Raw genomic sequence first — 24,638 nt, 5'->3', positions numbered from 1 at the left:
TAGAAATCAGCGTAAATGAAGTCTAACAAATAGGGATACTAACTATCATACCCAAAAAAATCGTTACGGTTCTATACAATCTATTTTGGTTGTTTTCTTGACGACAAACTCGGGTATCCTATAGAATATGACTAGTGGGTCACATCACCAATAAATATAACTGACCGGTCAGTCATGTGTCAATTATATTATTGTGAAGTTTTTGTTAACACGGAGATCCTTCTTCGGTTAAGGAGTTGTTACAGATGAAAGAAAAAGAGAAAATAATTATTGAAGCTGCGATCAAATTATTCGCAAAAAAAGGATATACTGCCACATCTGTACAAGATATCGCCACTCATAGTGGCATTTCCAAAGGGGCATTTTATTTATATTTTAAATCAAAAGAAAAATTGTTAGAGTCCTTATTAATATTTTATATTGATCAATTAACTGAAGAAATCATGAAGTGGGACAACAAGAACCTTTCAGCCAGAGAAAAATTCAAGGCACAAATCAATACAACCATTGATATGATAATCCAACATAAGGATTTTATTATTACACAAACAAGAGAACAAGCCATACCTATTAATGAAACAATTAAAGAATTATTATTCTCAAAGCAAATTGAAATGAATGAATTTTACCGCAAAAGTTTATCTTCTATATATGGAGAAGAAATGACTCCTTATTTATGGGATTTGTCTCAGCTCCTTGATGGTCTTTTTCATTCATACGTAAAAATATTAATTATTGATAAAGAAATATTTAAGCCTGAAAATGTTACTGATTATTTATTGAATAGAATGGACTCTTTAGCAGAAGGTTTAAAAAAAGAAGAACCTTTGATCACCGAAGATAAAATGAACCGTCTCCTGCAAAAGTTTAATTTATGTTTACCAAATACTAGTCCATCGACTACCATTGCAGATATTAGACAACAAATTCAAGAATGCGATGATAAGGAAACTTTAGAGGTCTCTCTCGATATGATAGAAGAAGAAACCCAAAGGGAACATCCTCGCCTTCCAGTCATTAAAGGAATGATTAACAACTTTAATCAATATCCTGTTTTAAAGAAGCAATTGAATGATTTATTACAATTATAAAATGAGAGAAATTTGTCGATAAAAAGACCAACCTTTTCACTGGACATTTTCACTTTTAACGTTTATTTTACTATAAACAGGTAATATAAATAGATATAATGTAAACGAAGTAGAAAACTTCTATACTTATAATTTATAAGAATGGATGGTGGAGAATATGGCAAATAACAAAGTTACAAATATAAGAAAGAATGAAAAGAAAGATGTAAGTATCGGAACAAGCGTGTCTTTAAATGGTCTCGTTACAGCAGTCTTTGATAATATGGTCCACGTACAGATCGGGGCTAAAATTGTCACTGTCAATATAAAGGATTTATATTCAGAAATTAACCAAACGTTACTTCCGAAACAATCAGTAAAAACACCATCGCAATCAGTTTAAAAGAGCAGATAAATGTATTTATAGGATAGTTAGTCTACAAATCGGGGCTAGCTATCCTTTTTTATTTATCTAAAGAACGCATGTGTATAAAAACAGTTGGTTGTTGATGATCTAAAAGAATTAATGATGGGTTCTTCATAAAAAACAAGGAGTTTCATTTTATATACTTTAAGGGATATTAGAATTTTTTTCCTTCATATATAGGAAAGAAGACTACAAACAGAACCATACATATATTTCATTGATGATCCCTTTTCTGTTTGGTTGATTTCTATTGTTATTGGCCAATGACATTAGAGCCATAAAAATATTACCTTGTTCAATGAATGAATCCTTCTGTTGAACAAGGCAATTAATTAGATATAGTTTTAACATCCACTACTTTAATGAATTTTTTTCACTTCTTTTAATCTTGTGGTATCACCTAAAATTTCAATAAAGGAAGCATCTTTTATACTTAAATCCCCCTCGATTTCTACTACCCATGTATCATTGGCAATCATCTTCATAATTTCTGCTCCTTCAGGTAATTGCAGTAAAGCTGAACGCCCATATGCAATCCAACTCGTTTTCACACTTTGTTGATCAAGGGCGGACTCTTCATTAAATGTATAATCCCGATCCTCTTCTTTTAAATGAATTAAATCTTCTATAATCGCACTTGCTGTTGGATACATACCTGCACCTGGTCCCTGCAAACTAATACTCCCGACAATATCCGCCTCGATATGGATAGCATTTTGCACATCTTCCACCTGATACAAAGGATGATTACTTTCAACTAACACTGGTCGAACAGCACATTTCACATGAGATTGTGCGTATTCAATTGTTGCCACATGTTTGTATCTAAGACCTAGCTCATTAAAGAACGTAATATCTGATTTAGCAATACTCGCAATCCCTCTTCTTTCAACCTGTTCACTTTTCGGTTTCTCTCCATAAATTAATTCACTTAATATAGATGCTTTATAATACGCATCAAAGCCTTCAATATCATTCGTTGGATCCGCTTCCGCATAACCTAATTCTTGCGCTAGCGCCAAGGCATTATCAAATGATAATTGTTCTTCTCTCATTTTGGTTAATATGAAATTAGATGTACCATTCAATATGCCTTCAACCTTCGTTACTTTATTAGCATTTAACAGTTTCTTTAAAGTTTGAATAATAGGAATACCACCTGCAACAGTAGCCTCGTAGCCCACTGAGACATGATATTTTTTTGCTAATTCTCTTAAAATGTGACTTTTTTCAGCAAACATCTCTTTATTTGCCGTAATCACGTGGCGCCCTTTTTCAATAGCATTTTGTAAATAGGTCACAGCTGGTTCAATCCCAACAATGGCATCAATTACTACATCAACATTCTCCAATTGTTGAATTTCTTCATATTGATTTGTCAAAATAACTGACTGGTCAGGGGCTGTATGCTTCTTAATGTCCCTCACTAAAATAGCAACAACCTTTATTTCCTCACCTAATAATTTCTGCAAACGCCCTTGATGCTGTTGAATTGTCCGGTAAACACCTTTACCAACAGTACCATAGCCAAGTAAAGCGATATTTATCGTCATGCCCTTTACCTCCCTTTACATGATATTACTGTACTTGTTGACTAAGTTTGGCTAGCTCTCTTGCCTTTAGTTCTCTGCGTAGTATTTTGCCACTGATTTTTGTTTTAGGAAGTTCCGAGACTATTTCCATTTCCCGCGGGGCAGAATGAGCAGCTAATCTTGTTTTCACAAACTTTCTAATCTCCTCAAGTAATGCATCACTGCCTGTATATCCTTTTCTCAGGACGATAAAGGCTTTGACGATTTCTCCTCTTAATACATCTGGCTTACCAATGACCCCAGCTTCTGCTACAGCAGGATGTTCAATGAGCTTACTTTCTACCTCAAAAGGGCCTATTCTCTCCCCAGAAGAATTGATCATATCGTCACTTCTACCTTGGAAGAATATATATCCATCTTCATCTTGAACAGCCAGATCTCCTGATACATACCAACCTTCAAAAGGAAAGTATGACTGGTATTTTTCCTCATTCTTCCATACTTCTTTCATCATTCCTGGCCATGGTGCTTTAATTGCTAGATGTCCAATCGATCCTCTTGATTGTTCGATGCCATCATCATCGAGAATAGCGATGCTTATACCAGGAAATGGTCTCCCCATTGATCCGGGTTTAATTACTTCTGAAGGTAAGTTGACGATTAATTGTGCTCCTGTTTCCGTCATCCACCATGTATCATGAATTCTTTTCCCTAGGGTTTCTTGTCCCCAATAAATAACCTCAGGATTTAACGGCTCACCAACACTTAATAAATGTCTTAAGTTAGATAAATCATAATTATTCGGTAAATCATTTCCTTCTGCCATTAACATTCTGTATGCTGTCGGTGCACTATACCATACAGATACTCCAGCTGTTTCTAATGTATGATACCAACCCTTTGCATCAAAGCGGCCGCCATTAACAACAATTGTCGCTCTATTCAACCAAGGTGTGAAAATGCCATACACAGTTCCCGTAACCCAACCTGGATGTGCCGTACACCAATACACATCATCCTCTTTTAAATCCAGCACCCATTTCCCTGTTTGATATTGATGAACCATCGCTCTATGGGCATGAATAATTCCTTTTGGCTTTCCTGTAGAACCGCTCGTATAATGGATATTTAAACCATGCTCAAGATCAACCCACGTCGTGATATCTTCTTCTATTTCTGTTTTCTCTAGTTCTTTGATTAAAGAAATTTCCTTTTCACCTAATAATTGTACGTCATCAGTAATAAATATCTTCTCTAAAGAAGGCAGTTCATTTTTTGGTACTCGCTTAAGTAAGTCAGTATCCGTAATCAAAAATCTACCGTCACAATCAGAGATTCGATCTTTTACTGCTTCCTCCATAAATGCTTCAAAAAGGGGACCAGCAATTGCGCCCAGTTTAATGGTCGCAATCATGGCAAAATAGCAATCAGGATGTTTAGGTAAAAAAATAAATACAAAATCACCTTTTTTCACCCCTTGGTTTCTTAAAACGGTGGCAATATGATCTGTTTTTTCTTTAATCTCTGCGAATGTGTACGTCTCTTCATATGCACCATTCACGTAATGCAATCCTATTTTGTTTCCATAACCGTCAACCACATGTTTATCAATACATTCATAAGCCATATTGACGAGACCTGATTCGCTCCAGCTAAACTGTTGTTTAACCTCATCCCATGAAATATGTTGACATGCCTCTTCATAATTCGTTAAGTTGTAATCTCCTTCAATGGGAGCAAGCTGTTGCCGCCCTATCACTGTCATAAGTTCTTAGCTCCTTTATCTTTAAATTGCTTTTGGTTGAGATAAATCTAATAATTGCAAAATCTCATCTTTTAGTGCAGCAAGATCTTGATCTCCTCTTGATCTTGGTTTCGATTTTTCAATTTTTATTTCTTGATATACTTCTCCCGGCTGTCCTCTAAGAATAATAATGCGATCGGCTAAATATAATGCTTCATCAATATCATGCGTCACTAAGAGAATAGTTGATTGATAGGTTTGCCAGAGATTCAATAATAAGTCTTGTAACTGCATTTTTGTAAAAGCATCTAACGCACTAAAGGGTTCATCCAAAAGTAATATTTCTGGAGAGGTTACAAGTGCTCTGGCGATGGCAACCCTTTGCGCCATCCCACCAGATAAATCTTTCGGGTAATGATTTTCAAAGCCTTCGAGCCCAACGGCTTTTATATATTGTGCTATTTTACTTTGTTCCTTCTTTTGTAGACCGAATCCAATATTGTCATGAACTTTTAACCAAGGCATCAGTCTAGGTTCTTGAAAAATCATGCCGATTTTCTTATGAACATCATGGACAGTTTCGTCATCTATTACAACTCGACCATCATACTGTTTATCCAAGCCGGATAATACCCGTAAAAGCGTACTTTTACCGCAACCGCTTGTTCCTAAGATACCAATGACTTCACCCTGTTCTACCTTTAATTCAATATTTTTGAATCCCGTTGTTCCATTGGAAAAAGTTCTCGATACTCGTTCGATTGATAACAATCTTGCCACCTCCTACTTCTTGACAATCGTATCTTGCCAATGCAATGTTTTTGTCTCTAGTCGTTTTAAAATGGCATCCGTTATTTTTCCTAATATAGCAAATAAGACGATACTAGAAATAATTAATTCCGGTGCATAAGTGTTTTGACCATATACGAGCAAGTAGCCAATACCTGTAGAGGCGCCCATTAATTCCGCAGCGACTACGAACATCCAACCAAGTCCCAATCCGCTTCTTAGTCCGACTAAAAATGATGGTAAAGCTGCTGGTAAAATAATCTTTCGAATTAATTGCAATGAACTAAAATGATAGATTTTCCCCACTTCAATTAGTTTACGGTCAATTCCTTGAATGCCTGAAACGATGTTTAAATATACTGGGAAGAAAACACCGACAGCGATTAAAACCACCTTGGAAGGCTCCCCAATTCCCATCCAGAGAATAAATAACGGCACCCATGCCAATGAAGGAATGGAACGAAAAGCTTGGATAAGCGGATCTAATAAACTTTCAACTGTTGAAAAATAGCCAACAGCGGCACCGATAATTAATGCTGCAACAGTGCCAAATAAGAAACCAAGCACTAGGCGATATAATGTAATGCTCGTATGTGTCCATAAACTTCCATCTGATGTCATTGTCATAAGTGATTGTAAAATGATTGATGGAGCTGGGAGTAAATGAGGAGGAAACACACCGACCCGACTCAAGTACTCCCATGCAAGAATAAGTAAGACTGGCACGATACTTCCGAGTAATACCCTTTGAATACTAGGATTAATTTTTCTATGCTTCTCCTTACCCTCATTTACATTTGGGATCGCTATGACTTCCTTCATATTCATTCTCCTTTACCAACCCTATTGAATGACCTCTGTTGAGAAATCTGGGTTTATTAATTCATCAACCACTTTACCTACGTCATCACTCTTAATAATGCCTTCTTCTTTTAAAACTTTACCAGCAGCATTTAATGCTTCTATTTGTACTTCACCTGGAATTGGCTCATTAAAGTCATTTCTCTCTAATTCTTTTTTCGCCACATCAAGGGTGATTTGTGCTTCTTCTGCCAGTATCTCTGCCGCTTCTTCAGGATTTTCTAATACCCATGTACGGGCTTTTTCATAAAGCTCAATTACCTTTTTCACTTGTTCAGGATATTTCTCAGCAAATTCGCTTCTCACATTTAAAGTGCCATAAGTGTTAAAATCGATATTTCGATAAATAAATTCTGTACCTGCTTCAAGCTCTAATTTCGCCATATGTGGATCTAAACCAGCCCAAGCGTCTACTTGGCCTGTTGTTAATGCCGTTCCACCGTCAGCGTGTTGCAAATTAACGATTTCTACATCCGCTGAAGTCAATCCAGCTTCATTTAAAGAGCGTAGTAAAAAGATATATGGATCTGTTCCAATCGTTGCTGCTACTTTCTTTCCTTTCAAATCACCAACTGATTTAATAGCTGATCCCTCAGGGGCAACTAATGCCGTCCATTCTGGTTTTGAGTATATATAGACTGATTCAATTGGAGCTCCATTTGCTTTTGCAATTAATGCCGCTGCACCTGCAGTTGAGCCGAAATCAACACTGCTACTATTAAGAAACTCAAGTGCCTTATTACTTCCTTGACTGAGGACAAACTCAACATCTATCTTATCTTCGTCAAACGCTTCTTCTGCCCAGCCGAATTTCTTCAAAATGACACTTGTTGGGGAATAATACGCATAGTCTAAAACAATTTTTTCTGGCTTTCTTTCTTCTCCACTGCCACCATCAGTGCTTGCCTCACTATTACCGCAAGCACTAATGAATCCAACTGATAAAACGACGATTAAAAAAACGAACCATTTCTTCATTAGATGACTCTCCTCAATCTCGGTTTTAGATTTCACAAGCAAAGGTTACAATAGAACCTCTTAACCTCTGCGCCTCTTTATATGTGCAGCGATTTTGTACCGCTTCAAGTCCAGCTTCTTTTGCTATTTCAACTGCTTTTGGTGAAATGACACCTTCTTGTAGCCAGAACACTTTTGGTTGGATTTCTACTGCCTCTTTCGCAACTTCTATCGCTGCCTCAGGACTTCTAAATACTTGCACAATATCAATGGTATAAGGAATGGATTTTAAATTTGGATATGCCTGTTCACCTAATACTTCTGTTTCCTTTGGATTGACTGGCACAATTTGATAACCTAATCTTTGCATTTTTCTTGCTAAACGGTAACTTGGTCTAGCTGGGTTTCCACTTAAACCAACTACAGCAATCCTTTTTGCTCTTACTAGCTCATTGCTATCCACAACTTCTTTTAATGAGGATGATTGTAATGCCCAACGAATTACACCTTCATCATTGACTGCTGTCTCCCCTTTTTGTTCTCCCTTGGAAGAAATACCAGTCGCTTCATAGAAGGCTTGATCTAAGTCATTCGTTAAATCTCTAACCGATTCAATCCCAACTGATAAACGTATGAGTTCCTCACTTACACCGCTTTTAATTAAATCTTCTGCGCTTAACTGTTGATGTGTTGTTGAAGCTGGATGAATAATGAGTGACTTTGCATCACCTACATTGGCTACATGAGACCACAATGCAATTGTATCGATTACTTTCTTACCCGCATCTCTGCCACCTTTAATACCGAAGTTCACAATAGAACCGAAACCAGTGTTTAAATATTTTTTCGCTAATTCATGCGCTGGATGCTCTGCTAAACCTGGATATGCGACCCAATCGACAGCTGGATGGTCGTTTAAGAAATGGGCAATCTTCGCTGCATTTTCCGTATGTTTCTCTATTCGTAAATGAAGTGTTTCCAATCCTTGAAGTAAAAGAAATGCACTATGCGGGCTTAATGATGACCCAAAATCGCGTAGCAACTGGACACGAAGCTTTGTACTGAAAGCGAGTGTACCAAACTCATTAGCATAAACAATACCGTTATAACTTGGGTCTGGTTGAGTAAAACCGGGAAACTTATCATGATTCCAATTAAATCGTCCCCCATCAACTACAAGTCCACCAATAGTTGTTCCGTGACCACCAATCCATTTTGTTGCCGAATGTATTACAATATCTGCTCCCCATTGGATTGGTTTGCAAAGATAAGGAGAGGCGAAAGTATTATCAATAATAAGAGGAATATCATTTTCATGAGCAATATTTGCAACTGCCTCTACATCTAGGACATGAAGACTTGGGTTACCAATAATCTCTCCATATAAAGCCTTTGTTTTTGGTGTAATCGCTTTACGGTAATTCTCTGGGTCAGAACCATCAACAAAATGAACTTTAATCCCATATTTCGGAAGGGTAATGGCAAAAAGATTATATGTTCCACCATAAAGGTTGGAAGCTGCGACAATCTCATCACCAGCTTGAGCAATATTCATAATTGAAAGAGCAATAGCTGCCATTCCAGATGAAGTCGCTACTGCCGCTACACCATCTTCTAACAACGCAATACGTTTTTCTAATACATCAACGGTTGGATTACCGATTCGTGAATAGATATTTCCCGTCTCATCCAATGAAAATAGACTTTGCGCATGGTCTGTATTATGGAAAACATATGAACTCGTTTGATAGATAGGAACTGCACGAGATCCCGTAGTCGGGTCTGGTGATTGACCTCCATGTAATAAAATCGTCTCGTCATCGTAAGTGTTAAATTGATTCGTCATTATATACTCTCCTCTACTTTTTAGTCGGATGATTAAAATAAATAAACCCCCTCTTCATAAGAAGAGGGGGGTGCCTCATCTTATCTTCCAGACATTTACTGCCTGCAGGATTTAGCACCTTTTCAAGCATTTGCTTGAAGGTTGCCGGACTTCATAGGGCCTGATCCCTCCGTCACTCTCGATAAGAAATATTTTATTTTTTAAAGCGTTAATACTTTAATTACAAATAGAATTATATCCAAAAAACGATTTATCGTCAATATAAAATCTGAATATATTTTATATTCCGATAAAATATTCGCTCTATGACATAAAAAGCCCTTCTACCAAGAAGAGGCAGAAGGGCTTTAAATTAACGAGCTTACCTTCTCCTTATCTTTGGATAGTATCCTCTGAAATTGGCACCATACAAAAGATTGTTGGTTGCCGAGGCTTCACCGGGTCAGTCCCTCCGCCTCTCTGGATAAGAAGTTCCTATTTATTTGTTTAACATCATATACCCATTCATAGGGAATCGTCAATAACATTTTGAAAATTTATTTATTTCCCCCTTGGATAAGTGTCAAAAAATGATACAGTATCTTAGCTGTTAACCCCCATATCACATGACCTTCATAAGTATAAAAAATTTCTTGCATCCTCCGAGTTTGCCATTTATATTTTTCCCCATTAGGAATGAGATGATAAGGGAAGCTACTATTAGGCTCTGGTCTCATCTCAATATAATGAATTGATGGACCCTCTTTCAAAAAATAAGCAAGTGGTACGGTGAAAATTTGATCCACTTCTTCTGGATTTAGCTTAAGATCTCTGATGCTTTCTATTGTGCCTACAAACGGATAAACCACTGTATTATAAGGTGTGACTACATAATCAAGTTCGGAAAAAACAGAGACTTCGCCAATGGGAATACCTAACTCCTCACTCGTCTCTCTTTTTGCCGTCTCAATTAAATCCACATCTTCTTGATCCATCTTCCCTCCAGGAAAACAAATTTCCCCAGGCTGTCTTCTCATAGATAAAGATCGTACTTCAAACAAAATATGTATTTCTCCATCTTTTTCTATTAGGGGAAGAAGAACAGCAAATTTAACCAATGTGGGGCTGCCTAATATATCTGATTGACGATGCTCTATTTCTGATCTTATTTCCTCCAAATCCATGTTAACTACCTCCAAACACACGACTAAAATCTCTATTTCAATTTCTGTAACCTATCAATCATTCCCATTGTACAGACATTTAAATCTAAGCCTATTAACTTCTCATCCTCTGCACTTATTACAACTTCATGCTCTGATAATAAATAATGTTTTACTTGATCCAACAGTTCCGATTGTATGGCTTCCTGCATTTTTATTATGTCATTTCCTTGTTGAAAAACTTCATCTGCAATTGAAGTAAATATAGGTAACCAATAGCGGATTTGTGTATAAACATCCTTTGGTTCAGGGCCTTCACCATAATGCCCAAAAAAGATATGTTGTGGTTGAAGTGATTCGATTTTTTCAACAGATGATAACATCGCCTCTGGATCAAACTGATTAGGAGACGTCGATGGCAGTACTAATGGATAACCTTTTCTTGCTATGCCCGGATAAAATACGCCAATCGTATCGCCAGTAAAAAAGCCATTACTTTTCGAATCATGGATAGAGTAATGGTGCTTTGCATGTCCAGGAGTATCATAAAATGTTAACAAGCGACCACCGATATCCAATGATTGTCCCTCTTCCATCGTGACTAGTCTCTTCTCATCAATTGGCATAATCGGATTAAATAGTTGATCAAATTCATCACCATATACCATTCTAGCACCAGCAATTAATTTACTAGGATCAGCTAAATGCCGTTTACCTCTTGGGTGAACATATACTTTTGCCTTTGGACATTGCTCTAAGAACAAACCGGCTCCACCCGCATGGTCTAAATGTACATGGGTGACAATAATATGCTTGATGTCTTCAAGGTTAATGTTCAATTCTTGCAACCCTTCTATAAGATGGGGAATAGAAGGACTAGCACTTGTTTCAATCACTGTTAATTCTTCAGCACCTAATATATACGCCCCCGTACGCTCAGGTGTTTGTAAATCCATTAAATCAATGAGTTGAATATCATTTCCTAAATCACGAACTTTGTGCAAAGTAATCCCCTCCATATTGCTCTTTATGAAAATTATGACATAAGTAGATGAAGAGAGCTACTTAATATGCTCAAATTATCATAGTGCCTGGTCACTTGAGCAAAAAAAGAACCACAGCATCAATCGCTGTGATACACCCAAGAAAATACTTTTACTTTGTTCACTTCATTTTCAAAACCTGCCTCCGAAACGCTCGTAAGTAAATTGTGGCACTTCAGAACTTAGTTGCGATTCTTTCAGAACATGCCATATTAAGCTAACATTTCCTTCTGCTCTTGTTCTTTAAAAAAGCTTTTCATCGCATGAAACACATCAACTTTTTGCTTTAAAATATAATAGCGGAATAAATCATTTTTTATATTTTTGTATGCTGACATAAGAGTGGAATGGCGGTTATATTGATTCACTTCACCATAACCAAACATACTTGATACTTTCATTAACTCTTCGACAAGCTTCACACATCTCGCATTATCTGAAGTTAAATTATCTCCATCTGAAAAATGAAAGGGATATATATTATATCTTGTAGGGTTATATTTTTGATCAATTAATTCTAATGCCTTACGATAAGCAGACGAGCAGATTGTCCCTCCACTTTCCCCTTTTGAAAAGAAATCTTCTTCAGATACAACCTTTGCTTCTGTATGATGGGCAATGAATTCGATTTCGACCGTTTCATATTTTGTACGTAAAAACCGAGTCATCCAGAAAAAGAAACTTCTTGCCATATATTTTTCCCAAATCCCCATCGAACCACTTGTATCCATCATCGCCAAAACAACTGCTTTCGATTCAGGCTTAATGACTTCATTCCATGTTTTAAATTTTAAATCTTCCTGATAGATCGGGTGAAAGGCTGCTTTCCCGTGCATCGCATTCCGTTTAAATGCTGACATCATTGTTCTTTTTTTGTCTATGTTTCCCATTAGACCCGTCTTCCGAATATCATTGAATTCGATATTTTCAACAACAATTTGATCTTGTTCTTTTTTCTTTAAGTTTGGTAGCTCCAATTGCTTGAAAAGGGCTTCCTCAATTTCCATCAATGATACTTCTGCTTCAAAGTAATCTTCGCCCGCTTGGTCACCAGCACCTTGACCTTTTCCTTGACCTTTTTGACCTGATCCGTCGCGCGCTACAACATCGCCAACTTGGCTGTCGCCATCCCCTTGACCCACATGCTTATTCTTATCATAATTATAGCGAATTTTATATTCATCTAAGGAACGAATCGGTATTTTAACGACGTCACGACCATTGGACATGACAATGTTTTCTTCTGTAATCAGGTCAGGTAAATTGTTTCTGATGGCATCCTGTACTTTTTCTTGATGGCGTTGTTGATCATCATGCCCTTTACGATGGAGGGACCAATCTTCCTGTGACACGACAAACTGATGGTTTTGATTTTTTTCGGTCATTCTCATTTGCCCTCCTTTATTGTTTATAAAAAAACTTGAAGGATTTTACAAAATTCATTCACATATTTCACCCAAAGACATACAATATGACGAGTATCCATCACAACCTATAAATGTTTACTTATAGCTAGGTTCAAAAAATGTTGATTACTCTATCCTATGCTATAAAACCGAATTATTTACACATTATTTAGACAATTAGCAAAGTTGGGCAATTACTCTTTAGAATACATCGTTCAACTAATAAAAAAGTGAATAGAATGAAAAAAGCAATGGGGTCAATCTCCATCGCTTTTTTCATCGTTCGTAGTTTTATGATTTTCGCTTACCTACTTCCTGTTTTGGATCAGGTGTTTTCTGCATTTCTTTTAATTCTTCTTTCGATTTCATTTGTTCCATTTCTTTTCCTAGTGTTTCTATTTCTGCTTCATTGCTTGCCATTGAGCTATTTTCCGGTACTTTTTCTTCATTTGACATATGCGTCACCTCTATTGTTTAAATACCCTATTTCTGTCTTTTTTAAACAATAGACTAAGGAGATTTACCGATTTAATAGACTACCTACATAACGAAGTAATTCATTCGCAGATGTTGAATTATAGCCATGTTCATCAATAAGACGTGCGACAACTTCATTAATTTTCTTCAATTGTTGTTCATCTGGTGTTTTTGAGGAAGTCGTAATTTTGACTACATCCTTTAAGTCAGCGAATAATTTCTTTTGAATAGCTTCACGCAGACGATCATGAGAATTATAATCAAATCGTTTACCTTTTCTAGCATAAGCACTAATACGAATGAGAATTTCTTCACGAAACGCTTTTTTAGCATTTTCTGAGATCCCAATTTGCTCTTCAATCGAACGCATTAGTTTCTCATCTGGATTGATTTCTTCTCCAGTAAGTGGATCTCTAAGTTTAGCCTTATTGCAATAAGCCTCAACATTATCAAGGTAGTTCTCCATTAATGTTTTCGCTGATTCTTCATAAGAGTAGACAAATGCCTTTTGCACTTCTTTCTTCGCAATTTCATCGTATTCTTTTCGAGCAAGTGAAATAAAGTTCAAATAACGCTCTTTCAGTTCAGCAGTAATGGATGGATGTTGATCTAATCCCTCTTTTAATGACCTTAATACATCTAAGGCATTGATTGACGTCATCTCTTTACGAATGATGGTAGAGGAAATACGATTGATTACGTAACGTGGGTCAATACCGCTCATTCCCTCATCCGCATGTTCTTTTTTCATTTCTTCTACGTCTGCCCGATTAAAACCTTCTACACTTTCACCATCGTATAAACGCATCTTCTTGACTAAATCGATATCCCCTTTTTTCGGATCCTTCATTCTCGTTAAAATTGTAAACATAGCAGCGACTTTTAATGTATGCGGAGCAATATGAACATCTGACACATCACTTTCAAAAATCATTTTCTCATAAATTTTCTCTTCCTCTGTCACCTTCAAATTATATGGAATTGGCATCACAATAATCCGTGAATGCAATGCCTCATTTTTCTTATTACTTATAAACGAACGATATTCTGTTTCGTTTGTATGAGCAACAATTAATTCATCCGCTGATATCAAAGCAAACCGGCCTGCTTTGAAATTTCCTTCTTGGGTTAATGATAAGAGATGCCATAGGAATTTTTCGTCGCATTTAAGCATTTCTTGGAATTCCATCATACCCCGATTGGCCTTATTCAGTTCCCCATCAAATCGATAAGCTCTCGGATCAGATTCGGAACCATATTCGGCGATTGTGGAAAAGTCTATACTTCCTGTTAAATCAGCGATATCTTGAGATTTAGGGTCAGAAGGGCTAAATGTACCAATCCCTACCCGTTTATCTTCAGAAAACATGACTCTTTCGACTATTACATCTTCAATTTTTCCATTATATTCTTGTTCAAGCCTCATCATATTAAGTGGTGATAAATTCCCTTCAATTCTAATGCCATATTCATCCAAGAAATCTTTGCGCAAATGATGAGGGATAAGATGAAGTGGGTCTTCATGCATTGGACAGCCTTTAATGGCATATACCGCTCCTCTATCTGTTAATGAATAGGCTTCTAATCCTCTCTTTAACATCGTCACAAGGGTTGATTTCCCGCCGCTTACCGGCCCCATTAATAATAATATCCGCTTTCTAACATCTAATCTTTTTGCCGACGGATGAAAATATTCTTCCACAAGTCGTTCTAATGACTCTTCTAGGCCAAATAATTGATTGCTAAAGAATTCATATGTTTTCTGCCCTTTCACATCATTAACACCAGCGTCTTTGATCATATTATAAACCCGTGAATGTGCGGACTGGGCAACCCATGGCTTTTCTTTTATGATTTCTAAGTACTCTCCAAAAGTCCCTTCCCATTTCAACTTTTCCTCTTCTCGTCTATACAACTCCACTTTTTTTAGAATATCCATATGGACCTCCCCCTGTCACATTATCAGAGACGATTATTACAATCTATGCTTGAAGAAAAACAAACATGCTTACCGAAAACAAATGACAAAAAATTTGGTTGTTTAAGAACTTTTACAAATAAAAACAACATTAGATTATCCATCCCCAAAGAACTGTAAAAAGAGGGTCTTGAATAACGCTAATATCTAATACACATTCCTATGCAGAACTGTCCAATAATATCCATGATTTGCATTCACTATTTAAATTTATTAGGATATAATAAAGTTATTGTTGTGTTTCTATTTTTAGGAAAAAGGAGGCCATACATAATGGGTACAGTCCTAATTTTAGGTGTGATGGTGGCATTTTTAGTTTCTATTTTCACAGCGGGCTATGATGATAAGCCTGGTAAGCACATTAAGTAATAGGCTAAGACAAAAAAACTGCGAGAGTCTAACTCCCGCAGTTTTTTTCATCGTTTATCTAATCCTTTTTCTTGAACAAATTGCTTCATGTACATTCTCTTTTTCCGCTCAAACATACCGGCAATCTGACTTGTCCAAGTATCATCACGCTTACCTGCTGTTCGCTCTTTATAATAAGCGGAGATCACCTCATTGTACGCTTGTAACTCTTGAATATATAGGTCCCTATCTTGTTCATATTCATTTTCATGATAGATATGGTTCATTGGTAGTCGCGGCTTTTGCGCATTTCTTTTTGATGGGTACCCTACTGCTAGCCCAAATAGTGGTATCACATGATTCGGTGTCTTTAATACTTCGCTTACATCTTGAAGTTGATTCCGTAATCCACCAACATAACAAATGCCAAGACCCATGGATTCAGCTGCTAAGCTTGCGTTTTCTGCCGCTAAGGCTGCATCGATTAAAGCGACCATAAACTTTTCCGTACTTTCAATGGACTCGGTTAAATCTACCCCCTCTAGTTCTGCAATGACTTCATGTCGATGAAGGTCTGCACAAAACACAAAGAAATGGCCACTGTCTGCCACAAACCCTTGGTTCCCTGCCAATTCGGCCAACTTTTCCTTCTTCTGTTGATCGGAAACACCTATAATAGAATACGCTTGTACAAAACTTGAAGTAGAAGCAGACTGAGCGGCTGTCACAATCTCCTCAATTTGCTCTTTCGTTAAACGTTTATCCTCAAAATGGCGCACTGAACGATGGTCTTTCATCAATTGAATCATTTCATTCATCTTCTCATCTCCCCTATGTAAAAACATTAGTAAAAAGAAGATCTTGCCATATTTAGAGCAGACCTTCTTATTCATGCTAGTTCATTCGTGGATATCCTTGCTGACGCAGAGCTTCATAAATCAAAATAGCTGCTGTGTTTGATAAATTTAGTGAGCGCATATGCTCATTCATTGGAATTCTTAAAGCGCGCTCCAGATTCGCTTGAATAAATTCATCTGGTAACCCCGTTGTTTCTCTTCCAAAGATAAAGAAATAATTTTTTGATTGATCACTATAATCAAAAGTCGTATGCGGTTGTTTTCCATGTTTTGTTAACAAGAAAAATTCGCCGTCTTTATTTTTCTCTAAAAATTCTTCTAACGAATCATAATAAACAATATCTACAAACGTCCAATAATCTAATCCCGCTCTTTTTAACATCTTATCATCCGTTGAAAAACCTAATGGTCGAATTAAATGAAGCGTTGTATAAGTAGCTGCACAAGTACGGGCGATATTACCTGTATTGCTTGGAATTTCTGGTTGATATAAAACAACATTCACTGACACTAATTGTTCACCTCTATTATAATATCTCGCTCTTATTATACACCTCTTCTGCTTATTACGAAAGGTAAGTGCTAGGCGTCATAAATCGTAAAGAATTTGTATTTAATATTTTCTGTATAGGCAGTAGAGTCTTCATAATCCCAATATCGTTTGCGACTATTAGTCGTATGAGCATTTACAAGCGGCATCTTCTGCTCATCTTTAGCCGTCACAATCGTCGTATGGTCAAAACGACCATCTCCTTGAAAATCATAGCAAATGATATCTCCTAGCAATAATTCCTCAGGACGCTCCACTTCTTTCGCTCGTAATCCGATTGTCGAGTTAGCCAAGTGAATACGCAAAGAATGAGCCACACTCCAACTATAGCTCCAATTTTTACTCCGCATCCACCACCCTGTTCCTCTCGCTGGAAATCCACGCATCGGTGCGCCCCCCGCATGTAGACATTGCGAGATATAATTCGTACAATCCACATCAAATGCGTGGAACTGTGGATTATGGCTATTCCACCATTTTTCTGCATATTGTACCGCTTTTCTGCGGTCATACTGAAATGGATAAGAAGCACGCGAATCTTCCTCTAAGAAATCAACCGTTTTTTGATCATAAAGAACCAACTTTTCTTTATCCTCAACAAGCGTTTCTTTATAAAACTCGGCCATTCGTTCTTCTACCTCTTCTTCAATATAAAAAGTTTTCCCTTGCTTAATTAAATATTGAAAATGCGCCATGTACGAAATATATTTACTATCTTCTTTTATTTGCGGCTCTCCTTTGATTTTTCCAATTGCCTTTGCCTTTACGATACTTGCTCCCCTTTTTTCTAAACTTCTTTTTTTATTTTTTATCTTCATACAAGTATGAGTTGATTCTCTCTCATTGCTCACACATTGCCTAACCCTTTTTTCTAATTGTTCTTGCAATTGTTCTTTCATCGTATCACTCCCTCCATTAACATGCATATGTTCATAACGGAATTTTAACGATAAAAAAGAGAAAGTAAGGACATCACTTTCTCTTGCACCTCCTACATAATAGGATTAAACATCTTTAAACCTTTTTCGATCTCTTGTTGGACTTCGGGATCGTTCTCAGAAGCTTGTAATGCTTGTAAAGCTTTTTCTGCCTCTTCGCCTCCAATTTTCCCTAATGCCCATGCTGCCGTTCCTCTTATTACTGGTCGCGGATCTTTTTTCATTAACATGATTAAATCTTCCACAGCTGATTCGTCCTTAAAATGAGCTAAAGCGATAATACTATTTCTCTGAATGGGTTTCTTCCCTCTCCATGACCCAGAAAGACGACCAAATTTCTCCTTAAACTCTTTATTGCTCATATGAAGGATTGGTTTTAACAAAGGTTTGACAATTTCTGAATCTGGCTCCATTTCTTCATGAAAATGAAAATCCTTGCCTTTATTTTCTGGACAAACTGTTTGACACGTATCACAGCCATAAATTCGATTCCCTAACTCTTCGCGAAACTCATCGGGCATAAATCCTTTTGTTTGCGTAATAAAGGAAATACAACGTTGCGCATTTAGTTGCCCGCCTTGTACGAGTGCGCCTGTAGGACAAGCATCAATACATTTCGTACAAGTCCCACACTTTGATTCTAGTGGTTCATCCGGTTCAAAAGGAATATTTGTAATGGTTTCACCTAAATAGACATAAGAGCCGAATTCAGGTGTAAAGATCGAACAATTCTTTCCACTCCACCCTATACCGGCTCGCTCTGCTACAGCACGGTCAGATAAAGCTCCTGTATCGACCATTGATGTAAAGCGGACATCAGGAACAAGCTCTTCTAAATAAGCTTCTAACTTACTTAGGCGATCTTTTAACACTAAATGATAGTCATCTCCCCAAGAAGCTCGGCAAAAAATACCTCTTCTCTCACCCGGTTTACTCACTACTCTATCCTTCATCTTTGTTGGATAAGCTAAGGCAATACTAATAATCGACATCGGTTGGTCCATCAATAACGCAGGGTTGACTCTCTTCTCTATATCAGGCTCTTCAAAACCCGATTGGAAACCCAGCTCTTGTTGTATCATTAATCTATTCCGCAAACCATCAAAAGTGGATGCAGTTGTAAAGCCAATCTTATCTATTCCAATCGTCTTACTATAACGAATGATTTCTTCTTTTAGTTCTGCTATATTCAAGGATTATTCACTCCTCCTTGGCTTTCCATGTGATTCATCTTCCCTCTCATGATAAACTTGTATTATAAAATCAGGAGGTGTAAATATTGGAAATCAACATTTCAAAAGATTTAAAAGCCTTATTCCCTCAATTCAAAATAGGCATTATTACATACAATCATATCACTATATCAGGTTCTCCCCAAATGGTAAAGGGTCGCTTACAGCTCTTTCAAGAGTCATTATTTTTTGACCTTGAAGAAAAGAAGATAACTGAATTTGCAGGGATAAAAGAATGGAGAAGTATTTTCAAACAAACAGGTAAAGACCCTAACAAATATCGCCACTCTGCTGAAGCGATGTATCGCCGAATAAAAAAACAGAACTACTTACAAAGCATCAACAGTGCCGCTGATATTAATAACTTTTTCTCATTAAAATACGAAGTCCCGATTGGCATATACGATCTAGATTGTCTCAACGGAAATATTGAAGTGAGGGTCGGACATGATGGAGAAGTATACGAAGGATTAAATGGGCGCGAAAATTCATTAAAAGACTTAATTATTATATGTGATTCACTTGGTCCGTTTGGTAGTCCATTTGTTGATTCTACCAGAACAAATGTCAATGAACAGACAACCAATGCGTTACAAGTTGTTTTTTTAAGACACTCCATTGAAGTAGATGAGGCACAAGCACTGCTCCACTCCCTAAAAGATATGTTTATTCAAGTACACGGGGGTAGCGGACAAGTTGAGGTAATCGTTTAAAAAGTTAAGACAGAATCGTTCTTCAAAAAAAAAAGATCCGAACAATTCATATGAACTGCATCCCCATTGTTAGATACAATCTAACGACTGGAGGTGCAGTTTTTCTATGGCCAAATTTAAAGCTTTAAGGAAAAGTTAGTTGCTGTTAATAGAGCTTTTAAAGGGAAATGAAATCAGAATTCCTTTACTTGAAGGAATTTGAAAGTGGTGGAGCATTTACACAAAACGCATAAAGGCGAAATATAAAATGAGTCCGGTGCAATACCGAACCCATTTTACCCGAGTTGCCTTAGGGGTCATTTCAATTTCTTAAGACTACTATTTTTTAGCCATTAAATATAGAAAATATGGCGCCCCAATAAATGATACAATTACTCCTGCTGGTATGCCAATCGTATCAAGTAACACTCTGCCAATCGTATCGGCTGAAAGTAAAAGTAACCCCCCAAACATTGCCGCAACAGGTAAAAACAACTGATGTCTAGGACCGACTAAGCTTCTTGCAATATGGGGTGCCAACAAACCGATAAAAGCTATCCCACCACTAACGGATACTGACGCAGCTGCTAAGGCCACAGAAACCAATAACAATGTATACCGTTCCTTATTCGTTTTAACTCCAAGACCGACAGAAAGCTCTTCATTTAAAGCCATAGTATTAAGCGTATTTGATTTAAAGTAAATGAACGGAATTAATAGTACAAGCCAAGGTAGTAGAGCAAAGACAAATAACCAATCATCCCCCCATATTCTCCCTGCAGCCCAGTTGGCAAAGAAATCATACTCTTCTCTAGCCATTTTAGAAGCAAGAGTTAACAATGCACCATTTATAGCAGCAGCTAATCCGACACCAACTAAAAGCATTCTTCCAGGTTGAATACCCTCCCCTTTTTTGTAAGAGAAAAGATAAATGAATATAGCAGTAATTAATCCGCCAATTAAAGCGAATAGTGGCAATAAATATAAATGATTGCCTGTGCTATTTCCAAATAACAAAACAAAGAAAACAACAAACAAACCGGCGCCGGAATTGATCCCTAGTATTCCCGGGTCTGCTAACGGGTTCCTCGTAATGCTCTGTAAGATTGCTCCGGACAAAGCTAACCCCATTCCTGCGAGCACCGCAATCAGTATCCTAGGCAATCTAAAGGTAAATAGTATCAGGTTTTCCTTCGCCGTTCCATTACCAAATAATGTTGGCAAAAGACGATCCGGACTTAAAGAGGCAAATCCCGTTGCTACACTTATTGTAAAGATAAGCAAGAGTAACACAAACGTCGAGATAATGATAATAATTGAACGTTTTAAATGGCGGGTACTCATCATATTAATGATCTCCCCTTTCTTGCAAGATACAAGAAGAAAGGTAAGCCAAGTATCGCTACAATTGCCCCCATTGGCGTTTCAAACGGAGGATTAACCATTCTCGCTGCCGTATCGGCTAAAACTAAAAACACACTACCTATTACGGCTGAACACGGAATAATCCACCTATAATCATTACCGACTAAAAATCTCACGATATGGGGAATTAAAAGACCAACAAAAGCAATCGCCCCAACAAGAGAAACCGCGGCTCCTGCCAATATAAGCACAACCGTCATAAGCACAGCCTTAACAATAAAAGTTCTTTGCCCTAACCCTTTAGCCACATCTTCTCCAAAGCTTAATACAGTCAAACTTCTTGAAAGCATGATGGCGATCATAATACCCAAAAGTACTGTAGGTGTAACAATTTGCAATTGCGCCCATGTTGTTCCTGAAACGCCACCAGCAGTCCAAAAGGCAATACTTTGTGATAATTTATTTATAAGTGCTATCCCTTCTCCAATCGATGAAAGAAAAGCGGTTACTGCCGCACCAGCTAACGTTATTTTCAGAGGTGTCATCCCGCCTCTGTTCATTGCGCTAAACCCAAATACTAAGCAAGCAGCAATCCCTGCTCCAATAAATGAGAACAACATAATAATCATATAATTTGTATTACCTACATACGAGAAGGCAATCGCTAGTCCTAAACTTGCACCTGCATTTAAACCTAGTAAACCCGGATCCGCTAAAGGATTTTTTGTCATTCCTTGCATAATGGCACCACTAACAGCGAAAGCAGCTCCGACAACAGCAGCTCCTAGCTCACGAGGTAATCGTATACTTCTTATAATTTGATGGTCTTCATTTCCTTGTTGATAAGCAAATACAGCTTGCCAAACATCTGCAAATGATATACTCGCTGCTCCAACTGAAATAGCCAAAACTAAGCTACCTACTAAAAGTAGGCAGCTTAGTGCAAGAATAATGGAAGCAACTGCAGGACGTGCATATATTTTCTTTTCCTTTGCTTCATTAAGAGTATTATTTTTCATTACATTACTTAGCCCCAAGTAAATTCTCAACGATAAATGCTAATTCTTTTTCCAATGAAATCGGATCATTAAAATAGAAAGAAGAAGAATCAAATGTAATCACGCGGTCATTTTCCACAGCTGGGATACCTTTCCAAACATCTGTTTCAGTAAAGGAATTATCAGCTCCTTGTCCATCTCCTAAAAAAATATAATCTCCAGCATATTTGGGTATGACTTCTGAAGATATAGCTAAGTATCCTGGTCCAAATACTTCTTCTTCTACCGCTTTAGGTGCTTTTAAACCAAGTGCTTGATAGATGACTTCTGTTCCTCGTCCCCAGTTCTCACCATACACATACATGTCCTTACCAAAAGTCTCAAATACCATAACAGTCGCATCGTTACCAATTGTCTTTTTTACTTTCTCACCTTCAGCAGCTGTCTTCTCTTTCCACTCTTCCACCCATGCTTGTGCTTCCTGCTCTTTTCCTAACACCTTACCTATTTCAAGATGTTGATCTAAATAGCCATATTTTTCATAAGTTAATGTGACGGTTGGTGCGATTTCTTTGTATTTATCTACATTTTCGTCAGTGGAATAAGCGATAATTAAATCTGGTTCTAATTCTAATAATTTCTCTACATTATCTGCTGTAATAACTTCAGCTTCGTTCAGTTTATCACCATAAAATTTGTTCGCTTTAGACCACTCATCTATTGCTACTGGCGTAATCCCTAAGGATAGAACATTACCAGTGTAAGCCATTGATGCTACTTTTTTAGGATTAGCAGGTAACTCCATTTCTCCATTTTCGGATTCATATGTATATGTTTCTTTTTCCGTTTCCTTACTGCCTTCACCTGACGATTCATTACCACCATTTCCGCAGGCTGTTAAAACTAATAATAGAATAAAAAATAAAAATACCAATTGCTTTTTCAAGTTCTCCATCCACCTTTTAAATAATAATCATTCTCAATTATAGTCAAAAAAAGAAGCAAATCTTTAAACGACTTGCTCTTGAACTACCATCCTACTATCAATTAAATCATACGTTAAACAGATTGGTTTTTGTGTACGTGGATCAATACCAATTTCTGCATCAATATTAAATACTTCTCTTAAAATCTGCTTATTCATAACTTCCTTCGCAGCACCATTTTTAATAATTTTCCCTGCTCTCATAGCAATCAAATAATCAGCAAACCTAGCTGCATGGTTTAAATCATGAATAACCATAACAATTGTTCTATTTTCTAAATGATTAAGCTCTTTTAACAGTTCTAATACTTCCAGTTGATGACACATATCTAAATATGTAGTCGGCTCATCTAGTAAGATAATATCAGTCTCTTGAGCCAAAGCCATCGCAATCCATACTCTTTGACGCTGTCCACCAGACAATGCATCTACTTCTCTATCTTTAAATTCTGCAATTCCTGTTACTTGGAGTGCCCAATCTATCACTTGGCGATCTTTTGCTGTTAATCTTCCCATTCCCTTTTGATATGGAAACCTTCCATATGATACTAGCTCTGAAACCGTTAAACCTTCAGGAGCATCTGGAGATTGAGGAAGAATGGCCATTTTTTGTGCGATTGCTTTTGTCGATTCCTTACTGATTTGCTTACCATCAAGATATACAGACCCAGATTTGGCTTGGATAATTCTCGCAATCGTCTTTAAGACAGTCGATTTACCGCAACCATTCGGCCCAATAATAGCCGTAATCTCACCGTCTGGTATCATCATGTTTAAATTCTTCACAATCTCTCTATCACCGTATGCAATTCTCAAGTCTTCAGTAAATAATCTAGACAAGGTCATTCACTCCATCCGAACATTTTAGATCATCATCAACTCATTGATAATGATTATCAACTTCAAAGAAAAGTTTATCTAATAAAAGCTATCCTGTCAACCATCAATACGAAAAGTTTTCACTTTCAGCTTACTTCTTTTTATCCAACTGTTATTCCCCTTATATTTTTAAGGAGAATACGTTTCTCGTTACCGAATTTAATCCATTCACTTCACTTTTAGTCATTATAAACTTTTTAAAGGTAAATAAAAAAGACTGCAGGCAATCTTCTAATAAATAGAGATTGTCTACAGTCTTTAACTTCTATAAGCGGGTGAAGGGAATCGAACCCTCATCATCAGCTTGGAAGGCTGAGGTTTTACCACTAAACTACACCCGCATATACCGGTGGTCGGGGTCGAACCGACACTCCTTACGGAACACGATTTTGAGTCGTGCGCGTCTGCCAATTCCGCCACACCGGCAATATTTTTTATTAAATTATGGTGCCGAGGACCGGAATCGAACCGGTACGGTAGTCACCTACCGCAGGATTTTAAGTCCTGTGCGTCTGCCAGTTC

22 protein-coding genes, 2 tRNA genes and 2 riboswitches are annotated in these 24,638 nt (G+C 37.2%); of the genes, 3 read left to right on the top strand and 21 right to left on the bottom strand.

Annotated elements, in window-relative coordinates; translation table 11 throughout:
* The first annotated feature begins 245 nt into the window (after positions 1-245).
* Both H9655_RS12845 and H9655_RS12840 read left to right on the top strand, forming a co-directional pair.
* Entirely contained in the window at positions 246-1,091 is an 846-nt protein-coding gene (locus H9655_RS12845; RefSeq protein WP_191814603.1) for a TetR/AcrR family transcriptional regulator, read from the top strand.
* Positions 1,092-1,248: 157 nt separating this feature from the next.
* Positions 1,249-1,473 carry a hypothetical protein gene (locus tag H9655_RS12840; RefSeq protein WP_191814601.1) on the top strand — a complete coding sequence of 75 codons (225 nt, stop codon included), beginning with the start codon at positions 1,249-1,251 and terminating at the stop codon, positions 1,471-1,473.
* Between the two features lie 383 nt (positions 1,474-1,856).
* On the opposite strand, the gene H9655_RS12835 is transcribed toward H9655_RS12840, so the two are convergent.
* The 15 genes from H9655_RS12835 to queG all read right to left on the bottom strand — a co-directional run bounded on the left by H9655_RS12835 (position 1,857) and on the right by queG (position 19,158).
* Entirely contained in the window at positions 1,857-3,050 is a 1,194-nt protein-coding gene (locus H9655_RS12835) for a homoserine dehydrogenase (protein ID WP_191814599.1), read from the bottom strand.
* A 25-nt stretch (positions 3,051-3,075) separates the two neighbouring features.
* On the bottom strand, positions 3,076-4,794 hold the full coding sequence (acsA, locus tag H9655_RS12830) for an acetate--CoA ligase (RefSeq protein WP_191814597.1): 1,719 nt from the start codon (positions 4,792-4,794) through the stop codon (positions 3,076-3,078).
* A 21-nt stretch (positions 4,795-4,815) separates the two neighbouring features.
* A complete protein-coding gene (locus tag H9655_RS12825; RefSeq protein WP_191814595.1) occupies positions 4,816-5,544 on the bottom strand; it encodes an ABC transporter ATP-binding protein in 729 nt (242 codons plus the stop codon).
* A 12-nt stretch (positions 5,545-5,556) separates the two neighbouring features.
* Complete coding sequence (locus H9655_RS12820) at positions 5,557-6,384, bottom strand: ABC transporter permease (protein WP_225230628.1); 828 nt, start codon at positions 6,382-6,384, stop codon at positions 5,557-5,559.
* Between the two features lie 21 nt (positions 6,385-6,405).
* Positions 6,406-7,401, bottom strand: coding sequence for an aliphatic sulfonate ABC transporter substrate-binding protein (locus H9655_RS12815; RefSeq protein WP_191814591.1), 996 nt, complete (start codon positions 7,399-7,401; stop codon positions 6,406-6,408).
* A gap of 25 nt (positions 7,402-7,426) precedes the next feature.
* Positions 7,427-9,226, bottom strand: a complete 1,800-nt coding sequence (locus tag H9655_RS12810; RefSeq protein ID WP_191814589.1) for a PLP-dependent aspartate aminotransferase family protein — start codon at positions 9,224-9,226, stop codon at positions 7,427-7,429.
* Positions 9,227-9,303: 77 nt separating this feature from the next.
* Positions 9,304-9,414: riboswitch (SAM riboswitch) on the bottom strand.
* Positions 9,415-9,595: 181 nt separating this feature from the next.
* Positions 9,596-9,696: riboswitch (SAM riboswitch) on the bottom strand.
* 66 nt (positions 9,697-9,762) lie between these two features.
* Positions 9,763-10,389, bottom strand: a complete 627-nt coding sequence (locus tag H9655_RS12805) for an NUDIX hydrolase (RefSeq protein WP_191814587.1) — start codon at positions 10,387-10,389, stop codon at positions 9,763-9,765.
* A 32-nt stretch (positions 10,390-10,421) separates the two neighbouring features.
* Positions 10,422-11,372 carry an MBL fold metallo-hydrolase gene (locus H9655_RS12800; RefSeq protein ID WP_191814585.1) on the bottom strand — a complete coding sequence of 317 codons (951 nt, stop codon included), beginning with the start codon at positions 11,370-11,372 and terminating at the stop codon, positions 10,422-10,424.
* Between the two features lie 251 nt (positions 11,373-11,623).
* Positions 11,624-12,796, bottom strand: a complete 1,173-nt coding sequence (gene yhbH, locus H9655_RS12795) for a sporulation protein YhbH (RefSeq protein ID WP_191814583.1) — start codon at positions 12,794-12,796, stop codon at positions 11,624-11,626.
* Positions 12,797-13,108: 312 nt separating this feature from the next.
* Positions 13,109-13,273, bottom strand: coding sequence for a hypothetical protein (locus tag H9655_RS12790; RefSeq protein ID WP_191814581.1), 165 nt, complete (start codon positions 13,271-13,273; stop codon positions 13,109-13,111).
* Between the two features lie 64 nt (positions 13,274-13,337).
* Entirely contained in the window at positions 13,338-15,233 is a 1,896-nt protein-coding gene (locus H9655_RS12785; RefSeq protein WP_191814578.1) for a PrkA family serine protein kinase, read from the bottom strand.
* 455 nt (positions 15,234-15,688) lie between these two features.
* Positions 15,689-16,438, bottom strand: coding sequence for an oxygen-insensitive NADPH nitroreductase (gene nfsA, locus H9655_RS12780; protein ID WP_191814576.1), 750 nt, complete (start codon positions 16,436-16,438; stop codon positions 15,689-15,691).
* Between the two features lie 76 nt (positions 16,439-16,514).
* Positions 16,515-16,988 (bottom strand): tRNA (uridine(34)/cytosine(34)/5-carboxymethylaminomethyluridine(34)-2'-O)-methyltransferase TrmL, encoded by a 474-nt coding sequence (gene trmL / locus H9655_RS12775; protein ID WP_191814573.1) that lies wholly within the window; start codon positions 16,986-16,988, stop codon positions 16,515-16,517.
* 71 nt (positions 16,989-17,059) lie between these two features.
* Positions 17,060-17,926 carry an amidase domain-containing protein gene (locus tag H9655_RS12770; RefSeq protein WP_191814571.1) on the bottom strand — a complete coding sequence of 289 codons (867 nt, stop codon included), beginning with the start codon at positions 17,924-17,926 and terminating at the stop codon, positions 17,060-17,062.
* A gap of 92 nt (positions 17,927-18,018) precedes the next feature.
* The gene (gene queG / locus H9655_RS12765) at positions 18,019-19,158 is read right to left on the bottom strand and encodes a tRNA epoxyqueuosine(34) reductase QueG (RefSeq protein ID WP_191814569.1); all 1,140 of its coding nucleotides are present in this window, start codon (positions 19,156-19,158) and stop codon (positions 18,019-18,021) included.
* An 86-nt stretch (positions 19,159-19,244) separates the two neighbouring features.
* On the opposite strand from queG, the gene H9655_RS12760 reads away from it, so the two are divergent.
* Positions 19,245-19,910 (top strand): B3/B4 domain-containing protein, encoded by a 666-nt coding sequence (locus tag H9655_RS12760; protein WP_191814567.1) that lies wholly within the window; start codon positions 19,245-19,247, stop codon positions 19,908-19,910.
* Between the two features lie 318 nt (positions 19,911-20,228).
* Here H9655_RS12760 and H9655_RS12755 read toward each other — a convergent pair whose 3' ends face one another.
* The 6 genes from H9655_RS12755 to H9655_RS12730 all read right to left on the bottom strand — a co-directional run bounded on the left by H9655_RS12755 (position 20,229) and on the right by H9655_RS12730 (position 24,542).
* On the bottom strand, positions 20,229-21,233 hold the full coding sequence (locus H9655_RS12755; RefSeq protein WP_404826100.1) for a FecCD family ABC transporter permease: 1,005 nt from the start codon (positions 21,231-21,233) through the stop codon (positions 20,229-20,231).
* Positions 21,233-22,273 carry a FecCD family ABC transporter permease gene (locus tag H9655_RS12750; RefSeq protein ID WP_191814564.1) on the bottom strand — a complete coding sequence of 347 codons (1,041 nt, stop codon included), beginning with the start codon at positions 22,271-22,273 and terminating at the stop codon, positions 21,233-21,235. The genes H9655_RS12755 and H9655_RS12750 overlap by 1 nt, the downstream gene beginning before the upstream one ends.
* A gap of 4 nt (positions 22,274-22,277) precedes the next feature.
* Positions 22,278-23,198 carry an iron-hydroxamate ABC transporter substrate-binding protein gene (locus H9655_RS12745; RefSeq protein WP_191814562.1) on the bottom strand — a complete coding sequence of 307 codons (921 nt, stop codon included), beginning with the start codon at positions 23,196-23,198 and terminating at the stop codon, positions 22,278-22,280.
* A gap of 63 nt (positions 23,199-23,261) precedes the next feature.
* On the bottom strand, positions 23,262-24,077 hold the full coding sequence (locus H9655_RS12740) for an ABC transporter ATP-binding protein (RefSeq protein ID WP_318245484.1): 816 nt from the start codon (positions 24,075-24,077) through the stop codon (positions 23,262-23,264).
* A gap of 309 nt (positions 24,078-24,386) precedes the next feature.
* Positions 24,387-24,457: transfer RNA gene (locus tag H9655_RS12735), tRNA-Gly, on the bottom strand.
* 3 nt (positions 24,458-24,460) lie between these two features.
* Positions 24,461-24,542, bottom strand: a tRNA-Leu gene (locus H9655_RS12730).
* Positions 24,543-24,638: the final 96 nt, after the last annotated feature.

Source organism: Cytobacillus stercorigallinarum (assembly GCF_014836495.1).
Taxonomy (GTDB): domain Bacteria; phylum Bacillota; class Bacilli; order Bacillales; family Cytobacillaceae; genus Cytobacillus; species Cytobacillus stercorigallinarum.
Note: the sequence above shows the minus strand (reverse complement) of the source record. Positions and strands in the feature narration are given on the sequence as shown.